This window comes from Streptomyces cavernae (assembly GCF_004023625.1).
In the GTDB taxonomy this organism is placed as follows: Bacteria; Actinomycetota; Actinomycetes; order Streptomycetales; family Streptomycetaceae; genus Streptomyces; species Streptomyces cavernae.
The window spans coordinates 292,950-306,883 of sequence record NZ_RPDJ01000002.1 but is presented as its reverse complement, the minus strand read 5'-3'; the positions used below and the strand labels follow the sequence as shown (position 1 = coordinate 306,883).

9 protein-coding genes and 3 tRNA genes are annotated in these 13,934 nt (G+C 69.8%); 7 read left to right on the top strand and 5 right to left on the bottom strand.

What is annotated here, in order from left to right; genetic code table 11:
* Positions 1–728: 728 nt before the first annotated feature.
* The gene (locus EF387_RS13785) at positions 729–2,012 is read left to right on the top strand and encodes a DUF418 domain-containing protein (RefSeq protein WP_202918244.1); all 1,284 of its coding nucleotides are present in this window, start codon (positions 729–731) and stop codon (positions 2,010–2,012) included.
* A gap of 538 nt (positions 2,013–2,550) precedes the next feature.
* Positions 2,551–2,673, top strand: a complete 123-nt coding sequence (locus EF387_RS49420) for a hypothetical protein (RefSeq protein ID WP_274388941.1) — start codon at positions 2,551–2,553, stop codon at positions 2,671–2,673.
* An 817-nt stretch (positions 2,674–3,490) separates the two neighbouring features.
* Here the strand turns inward: EF387_RS49420 and EF387_RS13780 are convergent.
* The 3 genes from EF387_RS13780 to EF387_RS13770 all read right to left on the bottom strand — a co-directional run bounded on the left by EF387_RS13780 (position 3,491) and on the right by EF387_RS13770 (position 3,897).
* Positions 3,491–3,567 (bottom strand) — tRNA-Ile (locus EF387_RS13780).
* Between the two features lie 179 nt (positions 3,568–3,746).
* Positions 3,747–3,819: transfer RNA gene (locus EF387_RS13775), tRNA-Asn, on the bottom strand.
* Positions 3,820–3,824: 5 nt separating this feature from the next.
* Positions 3,825–3,897 (bottom strand) — tRNA-Asn (locus EF387_RS13770).
* Between the two features lie 140 nt (positions 3,898–4,037).
* On the opposite strand from EF387_RS13770, the gene EF387_RS13765 reads away from it, so the two are divergent.
* The 4 genes from EF387_RS13765 (at position 4,038) to EF387_RS13750 (ending at position 9,920) form a co-directional block, all read left to right on the top strand.
* The gene (locus tag EF387_RS13765) at positions 4,038–4,346 is read left to right on the top strand and encodes a YtxH domain-containing protein (RefSeq protein WP_128376814.1); all 309 of its coding nucleotides are present in this window, start codon (positions 4,038–4,040) and stop codon (positions 4,344–4,346) included.
* 123 nt (positions 4,347–4,469) lie between these two features.
* Positions 4,470–5,927 (top strand): FGGY family carbohydrate kinase, encoded by a 1,458-nt coding sequence (locus EF387_RS13760; RefSeq protein ID WP_128376813.1) that lies wholly within the window; start codon positions 4,470–4,472, stop codon positions 5,925–5,927.
* A gap of 325 nt (positions 5,928–6,252) precedes the next feature.
* Positions 6,253–7,986: an ABC transporter ATP-binding protein gene (locus EF387_RS13755; protein ID WP_128376812.1), complete on the top strand. Its 1,734-nt coding sequence runs from the start codon at positions 6,253–6,255 to the stop codon at positions 7,984–7,986.
* Complete coding sequence (locus EF387_RS13750; RefSeq protein WP_128376811.1) at positions 7,986–9,920, top strand: ABC transporter ATP-binding protein; 1,935 nt, start codon at positions 7,986–7,988, stop codon at positions 9,918–9,920. Before EF387_RS13755 ends, EF387_RS13750 begins: the two co-directional genes overlap by 1 nt.
* 38 nt (positions 9,921–9,958) lie before the next feature.
* Here EF387_RS13750 and EF387_RS13745 read toward each other — a convergent pair whose 3' ends face one another.
* A complete protein-coding gene (locus EF387_RS13745) occupies positions 9,959–11,260 on the bottom strand; it encodes an RNA polymerase sigma factor (protein WP_128376810.1) in 1,302 nt (433 codons plus the stop codon).
* A gap of 196 nt (positions 11,261–11,456) precedes the next feature.
* Between EF387_RS13745 and EF387_RS13740 the strand changes: the two genes are divergently transcribed.
* On the top strand, positions 11,457–11,819 hold the full coding sequence (locus EF387_RS13740; RefSeq protein WP_128376809.1) for a hypothetical protein: 363 nt from the start codon (positions 11,457–11,459) through the stop codon (positions 11,817–11,819).
* A gap of 205 nt (positions 11,820–12,024) precedes the next feature.
* Here EF387_RS13740 and dnaG read toward each other — a convergent pair whose 3' ends face one another.
* Positions 12,025–13,929, bottom strand: coding sequence for a DNA primase (dnaG, locus tag EF387_RS13730; protein WP_128376808.1), 1,905 nt, complete (start codon positions 13,927–13,929; stop codon positions 12,025–12,027).
* Positions 13,930–13,934: the final 5 nt, after the last annotated feature.

The window sequence follows — 13,934 nt, the reverse complement described above, 5'->3', positions numbered from 1 at the left end:
TGAACTGGTAGCGGCTTATTACCAGGTCATCTCCGAAGCGAAAAACTTCGTCGCCTTGCGCAGGATGTCCCGCTCGGTGGCCAGGGTGGCGTTCATGGGCCTCACGGGCCGGCCGCGGCCCGCGCGCTGGCCACCAGCGAGACGGCGGCCAGCGCCAGCGGAGTGCCGGTGGCCCGCTACAAACCTCGACGGCCCCCGGCTCTTCGGCCACATGGCCGACCTCGCCTGCCCCTGCCCCGGCCTCTGAGCCGCGTCAGCCCCGGGATCCATTGCCTGGCCCTATCGCCTCGCTCTGCCCCCGGCCCCGCCAACAACCGACACCGTCAGCGCCGGGTGCCAGGTGGTCCGCCCAGCCCGGATCGGCCCCGCCCCGACCGAGGCGGAGGCGAGCACCGCGTGAAGTTCGCGACCTACGTGCACGACGGGGTAGAACGCGGGCGCGGCGTACCACTCCTCGGGGACGGTGTCACCGTCCCCCGGGACGACCCCCCGCGACATGGCTCTCGAAGGTCATGTAGTCGCGGGCGGTCGGCGGCTGGAGCGGCGGCAGCAGCCGGACTTCGGCCACGGGCGCGGACGGCGAGCCGGTCAGGTTGGCCGTCCGGGCCCGTGGCCGACCGGGGCGGCGCTGTCCCGCCGGTCGGCGGGGCAGTCCCGGCCGGTCGGCGGGGGCGTTACCGAAACCTGTCGGATGGTCCGCCTCCTGACGGCACCGAAGGATCCTGCGTATGACAGAGATACAGGCGCCGCAGGAGACATCGGCTCCGCAGGAGAACTCGCCCCCACGGCCCCGAACCTCGTCCGGGTCCGCCGGGCAGGTCTCGGGCAGCCCTTCGATGGGACGCCTGGTCGGGGTGGATCTGGCCCGCGCGCTGGCGGTGTTCGGCATGTACATCGTGCACATCGCCCCGATGGAGTCAGCCTCGGGCAGCGTCGGCAGCTGGGTGTACTTCCTGGCCGAGGGGCGCTCGTCTGCCCTCTTCGCCACCCTCGCCGGGTTCTCGCTGATGCTGATCGCCGGCCGCCGTGAGCCGAAGACCGGCCTGGCGGGCCGACAGGCGAAAGCCCGGATCGCGATCCGCGCCGTGATCCTGCTGGTGCTGGGCACCGTGCTGGCGATGGAGTACGGGGACATCATCATCCTCGCCTACTACGGCGTCTACTTCTTCCTCGCGCTGCTGCTGGTGCGACTGAGCGCCAGGACGCTGGCGATCATCGCGGCGGGGATCGCGCTCGTCATGCCGCAGCTGGCGTTCGTCCTGAAAATGTGGCTGAGCGACTCCGTCCAGCAGAGCATCAACGCCTACGACCCGCTGGAACGGCTCAGCACCGTGGGAGTACTCGATCTGCTGCTCACGGGCCTCTACCCGACGATCACGTGGATGGCGTTCGTGATCACCGGCATGGCCCTGGCCCGCCTCGACCTGTCCGCCGCCACCGTCCGGCGACGCCTGGCCGCGCTCGGTGCCGGCCTCACCGTGGGCGCCTACGGCCTGGCCATGCTGCTGGCGGGCAAGGCCGCGGTGTTGAGCTTCGGGGGAGGCGGAGGGCCGTCCAGCGGCTCCGGGCCGGGGTCCATGGGCAGCGGCTCCGGGGCAGGGTCCATGGGCAGCGGGTCCGGCGGGTCCGGCGGGCCCGAGCTGTCGGCCTCGGACCTGCTGGGTGCCGTGTCGCACACCGGCACCACCTTCGACACCATCGGCTGCCTGGGTGTCGCGATCCTCGTGATCGTGGGCGCGACGGTGGCGATGGACCGCCTGCCGCGACTGCGCCGCCTGGCGAAACCGGTCATCGCAGTGGGCACCATGTCCCTGACCGCCTACGTCGGCCACTTCCTCGCACAGTCCGCGTGGCCCGCTTCCGGCGCCGGCACCACGAAGTCCTGGGTGCCCGTGCTCACGTACATCCTGGGGGCGATCGTGTTCGCCACGATCTGGTCCCGCTTCTTCCGCCGCGGCCCCCTGGAGTATCTGCTCAACGCCGCCACCAAGCCCGTTAAGTACATCCGGTGAGGTCGGGTCGGGGTGGCTCGGCTTCCTGCCCATCCCGGCCTGGTCAGCCGGCCGAAGCCCGCAAGGGGATCGCCCTTGCGGGCTTCGGCTGTGGTCCTGGCCGACTGATTTCGGTTCCGCCCGGCGCCAACCGGCCGTCCATGGCCGCGGTCTGGACAACCGCGGGACATGTGTGGGCCTGGTGCCGGCGTGGCCCGGGGGCAAGGGCTCGTGCGGGTCAGGACACGGCGGCCGTCGGTGTGGCTGAGAGCACGACGGACACACCCAGGTTGGTGCGGAGACTCGCGGCGTCGCACCGGGCAACACCAGGAAACCCATCCGTTGCAGGCATCGCCCTCCTCGGCCGCGTCCACGACGACGTCGCAGACAGCCGCGACATTGAGGATCTGCCATCGTGAATTCGCTGGTCGCGGGGCTGGTGTGGGTGGTGGGTTGTGTACTCGCGCTGGTCGGGGGCGATTGTCTGGCGTCAAGATCGCCTGTCGGCGCGCGATCTCCATGTTGGTCCCTACGAGCAGGGCGCAGGGAGCTCCCTGGCGTGACGGACCGGCAGGCGGAGCTTGGTGAGGGTGCGCCAGTTCTTCAGGTGGGCCACCCCAGGGTCGCCGTCAGGTACGTGCACGCCGCGCACCCGGACAAGGCGCTGCCCCGGATCCGCTGACCGGGGGCACCGCCCCCACCCTGCACCGTGAGACATCGGCCATGCCCTGGGCCTGGTCGCTTCCGGAGCCGGTGCTCGCCACGCTCACCTCGGATCCCGTGCCTACGAGTCGGCCCCGCGCAGGCTGGGCTTGCCCGTCCCCCGCGCCGCAGAACAAACACCGCGCACGGAACGCGGTGAGGGTCCACAGCCCTCCGCGCACCCTGAATGACCTTCGTACCGTTTCCTGTATGGGCCGTTTCTCGCCGCCCCGCGGTTGGCGGCTACGCCGTGATCCAACGGGCGTCCAGCACCCTGCTCATCGTCCGTCACTCGGCCACCGAGCTACCGGCAGTCCGTAGTCCGAGCAGCCGAACGGGGTACGTCGGCAACTCTCGGCTTACATGCCCCGAGGAAGCCGTGAGGCACTGGGGCGACTCCCTGGTGCGATCTGGGGCCGTTTTCAGTACGGGCTGTTTCTCCCTCACGCCGCCCGGCCACGTCGGCAACGGCACGATCCAGGCGAGCCCAGTCGCCACCACACCGCGCCTACCCTGCTACGCCCCTGAGCAGAATGGATGGATCGGCGCCGGAGCAACCCCTTCCGGTTTACTCGCGTCCAGCCAGCGTCCAGAATCCAGCGCCCAACCGGCCACAGGAGCCATATACCGCAAGGTTCAACCGCTACGAACTGGAACATCCGTGCAGGTCAGGGGGTATTTGCACTATCGACACCGGGAACGAGGCCGAACTCGCGAGCAGCGGATTCAGTCCGTTCAGCCCGAGTTGGGGCTCCGGCGTCACTGAAGGGACGTTTCCGCAGGTCACAGCCCTGCAATGGTGGGGCGGGTGGGACTCGAACCCACGGCCGACGGATTATGAGTCCGCTGCTCTAACCGGCTGAGCTACCGCCCCGTCTACGGCGCGTCGCGCACATTTGTGCGCGCCGTCTGCCGCAGCATAGCCGGTCATACGATCTCCCGCCTCGGGTGGTCGGCTTCGCATGACCTTCATGACCTTTGAGGACTCCGCCGTGGGTGCGGCGGTTCCCCGGGGCATGAAAAAGGACCCCTGTGGGGTCCTCGTTCAGGCCGCTCCCCCGACTGGACTCGAACCAGTAACCTGCCGGTTAACAGCCGGCTGCTCTGCCAATTGAGCTACGGAGGATCGAGCTCCCCCGACTGGACTCGAACCAGTAACCTGCCGGTTAACAGCCGGCTGCTCTGCCAATTGAGCTACGGAGGATCGCCTCGGTTGCATCGAACGTACCCGCCTGGGTATTCGCCAAGGGGCGCGCGCTCGCTGCGACACATACATTAGCGCAAGCAGGGGGGTGCTCCGCCAATCGGTACTCCAGCCTGCCACCACGCCGACGCAAGGGAAGGATGGCCGCCATGCGCTACCGGCTGACGTTCGCCGCCGGACTCGCCCTCGGTTACGTACTGGGGACCCGGGCCGGACGCGAACGCTACGAGCAGCTGAAGAAGTCCGCCCGCCAGGTCGCCCAGAACCCGGCGGTGCGCAACACCGCGGAGACGGCGGCGCAGCAGGGAAGGCAGTTCGCCGGGCGGGCCGTCCACGTGGTCAGCGACAAGGTCGGCGACCGGGTGCCGCAGACGGTCGCCGCGCGGGTACGGTCCATGCGTGACCGGGGACACAGCAACGAGGACGGCTGGGGCACCAGCACGCCCTGACCGGGGACGACGCAGGAACCGGCCACCCGCGAGCGACTCACGGGTAATACGGGGGGCCGTGTTGGCCGGGGGCAAAGCGCCGAGCGGCGCGGACACACACGAGGGTGCGGCAGAATTTCCGCCATGGGGATAGTCGCCGGGCTGGACAGTTCACCCGATTTCACTCGCATCGTCGTCTGTGACGCGGACAGCGGAGCCGTGCTCAGGCAGGGGTATGCCCCGCACCCGGTGGAGACCCTCACCGGCGGCGGCCGCCCCTCGGACGTCGACCCGCAGGCGTGGCTGCTGTCCCTCGGTGACGCCGCCGGAGGCGGGCTGCTGGAAGGCGTGCAGGCGATCGGTGTCTCCGCCCAGCAGAACGGGCTGGTGCCGCTGGACGCGGGCGGCAACACCGTGCGTCCGGCCCTGGTCGGCGGTGACAGGCGGGCGCAGGTGGCCGCCGCCGACCTGATCGACGCGCTGGGTGGGCGGGAGGCGTGGGCGCAGGCCGTGGGCTGTGTCCCACAGTCGTCGCAGCCGGTGACCAAGCTGCGCTGGCTGGCGAAGAACGAGCCCGAGGCCGCGCTGCGCTCCACCCTGCTGATGCAGGCCCACGACTGGCTGGTGTGGCAGTTGCTGGGCCGGCCCGGAAGGCAGACCACCGATCGCGGCGGGGCCTCCGGCACCGGCTACTGGTCGGCGGCGACGGGTGTGTACCGGCCGGACCTGGTCGAGCTGGCGCTCGGGCACCAGGCGGTGCTGCCGGATGTGCTCGGGCCGTCGGAGGCCGCGGGCACCACGCCGGAGGGCCTGCTGATCTCGGCGGGGACCGGGGAGACGATGGCGGCGGCGTTCGGGCTCGGCATCGGGCTCGGTGACGCGGTGGTCTCGCTGGGCGCGACCGGTTCGGTGATGGCGGTGCACCACGAGGCGCTAGCCGACTCCAGCGGGATGATCACCTCGCTCGCGGACGCCACCGGGATGCACCTGCCGGTGGTGTCCACCATGAACGCCGTACGCACCCTGCGCGGCACCGCCGAACTGCTCGGCGTCCCCGATCTGGAGGCACTGTCCGACCTGGCGATGAAGTCGACGCCCGGTTCGCACGGGCTGGTGCTGCTGCCGTATCTGGAGGGCGAGCGGACGCCCAATCTGCCGCACACCGCGGGGACCCTGGTGGGGCTGCGGCGTGAGTCGATGAAGCCGGAACACCTGGCGCGGGCCGCGTTCGAGGGCATGCTGTGCGGGCTCGCGGACGCGCTGGACGTGCTGCGCAAGCGCGGGGTCGAGGTGCGCCGGGTGTTCCTGCTCGGCGCCACGGCGGAACTGCCCGCCGTGCAGGCGACAGCGCCCTCGCTGTTCGGCGCGCAGATCGTCGTACCGCAGGCGGCGGACTACGCGGCGCTCGGCGCGGCCCGGCAGGCGGCCTGGGCGCTCGGCGTATCCCAGGGCACGCTCGACGGACGCCGGCCGCCGGTGTGGCAGGGCGCGGTGGCGCAGGTCCTGGAGCCCGGCGACGACCTGCCGGTGGGGCAGGCGGTGCGCCAGCAGTACGTGTCGGTGCGCGAGCAGACCCATCCGGGGGCGTTTCCTCCCGTGTAGGTCCGACCGCGAACGCGCCCGCAGGGCGCCTTTCAGCCATGTATGGCCTGTTCATGGTCCCCCCCGTATGGCCTGTTCGTGGTCCCCCTTGGGGCACCCGAGGTCGCGCGCTCGGCTTAATCGGTTGAGGTAACGCGGGTGGAGTGTCGGACGATGAGGTGCAGTGGCACGGACCGACTTGTCACCCCGCGTCCTTGTTCGACCCCGCCGACACCGTCCTCCGACACCCGCCCTCCGGGACTCGTTCCTCCGAGACCCGTCCTCCGACACCCCCCTCCGACCCTGCCCCGCCGGACACCCGCCTCCTCACACCGAGAGACCGAGCGTGCTCATACGACTGCTAAGGGCCCATCTCCGGCCCTACCGGAAACCCATCGCTTTACTGGTGATGCTGCAGTTCCTGCAGACCTGCGCCACCCTCTACCTGCCCACGATGAACGCCGACATCATCGACAAGGGCGTCGTGAAGGGTGACACGAGTTACATCCTGTCCCTCGGTGCCGTGATGATCGGCGTCTCGTTGGCGCAGGTCGTCTGCAACATCGGGGCCGTCTACTACGGCGCCCGTACGGCCTCGGCGGTCGGCCGGGACCTGCGTGCTGCGATCTTCGACCGTGTGCAGTCCTTCTCGGCACGCGAGGTGGGGCACTTCGGGGCGCCGTCGCTGATCACCCGCACCACCAATGACGTGCAGCAGGTGCAGATGCTCACCCTGATGGCGTTCACCCTGATGGTGTCGGCGCCGATCATGTGTGTGGGCGGGATCGTCCTGGCGCTCGGCCTGGACGTGCCGCTGTCCGGGGTGCTGCTCGGTGTCGTACCGGTGCTCGGGATCAGCGTCAGCCTGATCGTGCGCCGGCTGCGGCCGCTGTTCAGGACCATGCAGGTGCGGCTGGACACCGTGAACCGGGTGCTGCGCGAGCAGATCACCGGCAACCGGGTGATCCGGGCCTTCGTCCGCGACGACTACGAGAAGGAGCGCTTCCGGAAGGCGAACACCGATCTCACCGACGTTTCGCTGGGCACGGGGCGATGGCTGGCGCTGATGTTCCCCATCGTGATGACGGTGGTGAACCTCTCCTCCATCGCGGTCGTCTGGTTCGGCGCGCACCGCATCGACGGCGGCGCGATGGAGATCGGCGCGCTGACCGCGTTCCTCGCCTATCTGATGCAGATCGTGATGTCCGTGATGATGGCCACCTTCATGTTCATGATGGTGCCGCGCGCGGAGGTCTGCGCCGAGCGCATCCAGGAGGTCCTGGACACCGAGAGCAGCGTGGTGGCGCCCGCAGCGCCGGTCGTGGAGCTGCGCCGGCACGGGCATCTGGAGATCCGGGGCGCCGGGTTCGGCTACCCGGGTGCCGAGGAGCCGGTGCTCAAGGCCATCGATCTGGTGGCCCGTCCCGGCGAGACCACGGCCGTGATCGGCTCGACCGGCAGCGGCAAGTCGACCCTGCTGGGGCTGGTCCCCCGGCTGTTCGACGCCACCGAGGGCGAGGTGCTCGTGGACGGCGTGGACGTCCGCGAGATCGACCCCGCGCTGTTGGCGAGGACGGTCGGGCTGGTGCCGCAGAAGCCGTATCTCTTCGCGGGGACGGTGGCCTCCAATCTGCGGTACGGCAATCCGGACGCGACGGACGAGGAGCTGTGGCACGCGCTGGAGGTGGCGCAGGCCAAGGGATTCGTGGAGGGGCTGGAGAACGGGCTCGACTCCCCCATCGCACAGGGCGGCACCAACGTCTCCGGCGGCCAGCGGCAGCGTCTCGCGATCGCCCGCACCCTCGTGCAGCGCCCGGAGATCTACCTCTTCGACGACTCCTTCTCCGCACTCGACTACGCCACCGACGCCGCGCTGCGCACGGCCCTGTCCCGGGAGACCGCCGACGCGACCGTCGTGATCGTCGCCCAGCGGGTGTCGACCATCCGGGACGCCGACCGGATCGTCGTCCTGGACGAGGGCCGGATCGTCGGCTCCGGCCGCCACCACGAGCTGATGGCGGACAACGAGACCTACCGGGAGATCGTGCTCTCCCAGCTCACGGAAGCGGAGGCGGCCTGATGGCGGGCGCTGGAGGCATGGCACGGATGATGGCGGGGAGCGGTCCCGGCCAGCACACGATGGACTTCAGGAAGTCCGGGAAGCGGCTCCTCGCCCAGTTCAAGCCGGAACGCGCCACGATGTACGCGATGCTGGCGTGCGGTGTGGTGAGCGTGGCGCTGTCCGTGCTCGGCCCGTGGATCCTCGGCAGGGCCACCGACCTGGTCTTCGCGGGCATCATCGGACGGCAGCTGCCCGAGGGCGCCACCAAGGCCGAGGCGCTCGCGTCCATGCGGGAGCGCGGCGACGACGGTGTCGCCGACATGCTCTCCGGGACGGACTTCACCCCCGGCAAGGGCATAGATTTCGGCGCGGTCGGCAGCGTGCTGCTCATCGCGCTCGTCGTCTTCGTCGTGGCCGGGCTGCTGATGACGGTGTCGACCCGGCTCTCCAACCGGGCGATCAACATGACCGTCTACCGGATGCGCGAGGACATCCAGGAGAAGCTGTCGAAGCTGCCGCTGTCGTACTTCGACAAGCGCCAGCGCGGCGAGGTGCTCAGCCGCGCCACCAACGACATCGACAACATCGGGCAGACGCTGCAGCAGTCGATGGGGCAGCTCATCAACTCGCTGCTGACGGTCGTCGGTGTGCTGGCGATGATGTTCTGGGTGTCGTGGCTGCTGGCGCTGGTGGCGCTGGTCACCGTGCCGCTGTCCTTCTACGTCGCCACGCGCGTCGGGAAGCGGTCGCAGCCGCACTTCGTGCAGCAGTGGCGAACCACCGGGAAGCTCAACGCACACATCGAGGAGATGTACACCGGGCACACCCTGGTGAAGGTGTTCGGGCGGCAGGAGGAGTCGGCGGAGCAGTTCGCCGAGCAGAACGAGCAGCTCTACGAGGCCGGCTTCAGGGCCCAGTTCAACAGCGGGATCATGCAGCCGCTGATGTTCTTCGTGTCGAACCTCAACTACGTGCTGGTGGCCGTGGTGGGCGGGCTCAGGGTCGCGTCGGGTGCGCTGTCCATCGGTGACGTCCAGGCCTTCGTCCAGTACTCCCGGCAGTTCTCCATGCCGCTGACGCAGATCGCGTCGATGGCGAACCTGGTGCAGTCCGGGGTGGCGTCCGCGGAACGGATCTTCGAACTGCTCGACGCGGAGGAGCAGGAGGCAGATCCGGTGCCGGGTGTCCGGCCGGAGGAGCTGCGCGGGCGGGTCGCGCTGGAGAACGTGTCCTTCCGTTACGACCCCGACAAGCCGCTCATCGAGGACCTGTCACTGACGGTGGAGCCCGGGCACACGGTCGCGATCGTGGGGCCGACGGGTGCCGGGAAGACCACCCTGGTGAACCTGCTGATGCGGTTCTACGAGGTCAGCGGCGGGCGGATCACGCTCGACGGGATCGACGTGGCGAAGATGTCCCGGGACGAACTGCGGTCCGGGATCGGCATGGTGCTGCAGGACACCTGGCTGTTCGGCGGCACCATCGCGGAGAACATCGCCTACGGGGCCGCCCGCGAGGTCACGCGGGGCGAGATCGAGGAGGCGGCACGGGCCGCCCACGCGGACCGGTTCATCCGGACGCTGCCGGACGGATACGACACCGTCATCGACGACGAGGGCGCGGGGGTGAGCGCCGGTGAGAAGCAGCTCATCACCATCGCCCGGGCGTTCCTGTCCGACCCGGTGATCCTGGTGCTGGACGAGGCGACGTCCTCCGTGGACACCCGGACCGAGGTGCTGATCCAGAAGGCGATGGCGAAACTGGCGCACGGGCGGACGTCGTTCGTGATCGCGCACCGGTTGTCGACGATCCGGGATGCCGACACGATCCTGGTGATGGAGAACGGTTCGATCGTGGAACAGGGCTCCCACGTAAGGCTGTTGGCGGCGAACGGGGTTTATGCGCGGCTGTACAAGGCCCAGTTCGCGCAGGCGGTGGCCGAGGTGGACTGACCTCTGGGATCCCGAGGGGGCCGCGGTGGGCGGCCCCCTCAGTCCAGGTAGCCCCTCAACTGGTCCGCGAACGCGTGGTCCCTGAGCTTGTTCAGGGTCTTGGACTCGATCTGGCGGATGCGTTCCCGGGTCACGCCGAAGATCCGGCCGATCTCCTCCAGCGTGCGGGGGCGGCCGTCGGCGAGGCCGTAGCGGAGCTGGACGACCTTGCGTTCGCGTTCGCCCAGGGTGGAGAGGACCGCCTCCAGGTGTTCCCTGAGCAGCAGGAACGCCGCCGACTCGACCGGGCTGGTGGCGTCGCCGTCCTCGATGAGGTCGCCGAGCGCGACGTCGTCCTCCTCGCCGACCGGGGCGTGCAGGGACACCGGTTCCTGGGCGAGCCGCAGCACCTCGCTGACCCGCTCGGGGGCGAGGTCCAGTTGCGCGGCGACCTCTTCCGGGCTGGGTTCGTGGCCGCGTTCCTGCAGCATGCGGCGTTGGACGCGGACCACCCGGTTGATCAACTCGACCACGTGGACCGGCACCCGGATGGTGCGGGCCTGGTCGGCGAGGGCGCGGGACATGGCCTGGCGGATCCACCAGGTCGCGTACGTGGAGAACTTGTAGCCGCGCGCGTAGTCGAACTTCTCGACCGCCCTGATCAGGCCCAGGTTCCCCTCCTGGACCAGGTCGAGCATGGTCAGCCCGCGGCCCACGTACCGTTTGGCCACGGAGACGACCAGGCGGAGGTTCGCCTCGATCAGGCGGCGCTTGGCCATGCGCCCCATGACGACCAGTTTGTCGAGGTCGAGGGCGAGCTGGGAGTCGAGGTCGGGCGTGCACGCCAGTTTCTCCTCGGCGAACAGGCCGGCCTCGACCCGGCGGGCCAGTTCGACCTCCTCGGCGGCGGTGAGCAGCGGAATGCGGCCGATCTCGCGGAGGTACTGGCGGAACAGGTCGGAGGAGGGGCCGGAGGTGTCGGTGATGCGGGTGCGGGGCAGTTCGACGGGCTCGGGGGCCTCGGCAGCCTCGGGGCCCTCGAGTTCGGCGGCGGGCGGTTCGTCCTGCTCGTGCTGTCCGGGCGGGCTCTCCGGCTCCGCCTCGGGGTGGAGCGCGGCCCGGTTCTGCGGCGGCAGCGCCGCGAGATTCGCGGGTTCCGCCTCCGGGTCCGTACTGATGTCGCTGTGGGTCAGGGTCTGGGTCTGCACGGGGGCGACCTCCAGGGTGATCGCTGCTGAGGCATGCGACAGCGGGGCGGGAACGGCGGCCTCGCCGCTGTCCGTCCCGTACGCGATGAGCGGAACCGCGGGGATGTGGGACCCGTCGAGGACGGATCGGCCGCGCTCCGAGGACTCAGGCACCGGAACCCAGTGTGGAGTACGACACATCCTCGCCACGAGGGGCGTGCGGTGACTTTTTGAGTCCCGTCCGTGACCGGGCGGTTACTCAGGTCGTTTGACCATCGGACTGACCGGTGCGCGACCTCCGTACCACCCGCCGGTTCCACGGCCCCCGAACTGGGGAGCCGGTCCGAGCTGATGAGGCAAGATGGAACGCATGGGTGAGATGGACGAGCTGCGGCGGCGCCTGGAGGCGCTGGAGGCTCAGGTGCACGAGGTCATGGAACAGCAGGCCACGACCCGGCACCTTGCCGTGAGCTCCGACCGCGATGTGGCAGCCCTGCAGGAGCAGCGGCGAGCCGACATCCAGTTGATCCGTGCGTTGCGTGAGACGCAACTGGGGCAGGGCAAGACCCTGGAAGCGCACACCAGGACCCTGGAAGCGCACACCAAGACCCTGACCGAGCACAGCAAACTGCTCGGGGCTCTGGTGACCGGTCAAGTAGCGATGATGGAACAGCTCCAGACGATCACGGACCACCTCGGAATCACGCCCCCCGAGCGGCCCCAGGAGGGCTAGGGGGTGTTGTGAAAGTCCCGCACAGCACCCACGGCGCCCGGCACGCACTCCCGCCGCACCGGCCGAAAGCCCAAGTACGTCCAGTACGAGGGCTTTCGTCCGGCACGCCGAGAGCACGCACCGGACACCGCGGGCACCGCGGGCACCGCACAGGACTTTCAAAACACCCCCCAGGGGCAAAACGGCATTGCCCCTGGGGCCGCCCTCACAGGGCAGCCGCGCCCCGCTCCCGCAGTGCCTGGTCGTACTGCTGGAGCACCCACAGTTCGTTCTGGACGGCGGCGAGTTGGGCCGGGTCGCCGCCTGTGCCGAGGCGGGTCATGGCGCTCTGGACGTCGCGGACGCGGCGTTCGACGGCTCGGCGGCGCACCGCGACGAGCTGCTCGCCCGCGTACGCCTCGTCGACCGTGCGGCGCATGATCGCCTCGACCGCCAGTTCCGTCACCATCGCGCGGACCGTGTCGTCGGGGGCCACCTCACGGACCCGGACCAGGTACTCCTGGGGGTCCTGGACACCGTACTCGGCGCCGCCCGCCTCCATGATGGCCTGGCGGACCGCGGCGTACGGCGGGGCGGTGAACTCGTCGATCCCGTAGGCGTCGAACGCCGGGGACACCAGCTCGGGCCGCTGCAAGGCGAGTTTCAGCAGTTCGCGTTCGGTGGCGAACACGGGGTTGCGCAGCGTGAGGGCCGGGCCGGAAGGGCCCTGCGGGCGCGGTGTCATGTCGTACTGGGGGGCGCGCGAGGCGTTCGGCGCCGGACCCTTGCCGCCGCGCTCCCGCGCCCAACGCGCCAGCTGCGCCACCCGCTTGACCACGAACTGGGTGTCCAGGATGCCGAGCATGCCCGCGAGCTGCACCGCGACCTCGTGCTGCGCGCCGCTGTTCTTGATGCGGGCGACGATCGGCGCGGCCTCGTCGAGCGCGGCGGCGCGGCCCGCCGGGGTGTCGAGGTCGTAGCGGCTCACGATCTGGCGGAGCGCGAACTCGAAGAGGGGCGTTCGCGGTTGGGTCAGTTCGGCGACCGCCTCGTCGCCCTTGATGAGCCGCAGTTCGCAGGGGTCCATGCCGTCCGGGGCGATCGCGATGTACGTCTCCGCGGCGAACTTCTGGTCGTCCTCGAACGCGCGCAGGGCCGCCTTCTGGCCGGCGGCGTCTCCGTCGAAGGTGAAGATCACCCGCGCCGATCCGTTGTCCATGAGAAGCCGGCGCAGGATCTTGATGTGGTCGCCGCCGAAGGCCGTGCCGCAGGTCGCGATGGCGGTGGTGACGCCCGCCAGATGACAGGCCATCACATCCGTGTAGCCCTCGACCACGACCGCCCGGCTGGTCTTGGCGATCTCCTTCTTCGCCAGGTCGATCCCGTACAGGACCTGGGACTTCTTGTAGATGGCCGTGTCGGGGGTGTTGAGGTACTTGGGGCCGGTGTCTGCCTCGTAGAGCTTGCGCGCGCCGAAGCCGACGACGTCGCCGCCGATGTCACGGATCGGCCACATCAGCCGGCCCCGGAAGCGGTCGATGGGTCCGCGGCGGCCGTCCTGGGAGAGGCCGGAGAGGATGAGTTCCTTGTCGCTGAAGCCCTTGCCGCGCAGATAGCGGGTGAGGTGGTCCCAGCCCTGGGGGCTGTAGCCGACGCCGAAGTGGGCGGCGGCCGCCTGGTCGAAACCGCGCTCGGCGAGGAACTTGCGGCCGGTGTCCGCCTCGGGGCTGGTGCCGAGCTGTTCGATGTACCACTGTGCGGCCAGCTTGTGCGCCTCCACCAGGCGGATGCGCTCTCCCCGCTGGTGGGTGGGGTTGTACCCGCCCTCCTCGTAGCGCAGGGTGATGCCGGCCTGCGCGGCGAGGCGCTCCACCGCCTCCGAGAAGGAGAGGTGGTCGACCTTCATCACGAAGGTGATGGTGTCGCCACCCTCCTGGCAGCCGAAGCAGTGGAAGAGTCCCTTGCTCGGGCTGACCTGGAAGGACGGCGACTTCTCGTCGTGGAACGGGCACAGCCCCTTGAGGTTGCCGCCGCCCGCGTTCCGCAGCTGGAGGTACTCGGAGACGACGGCGTCGATGGGGACCGCGTCCCGTACCGCCTTCACGTCCTCGTCGTTGATCCGTCCTGCCACGAGGT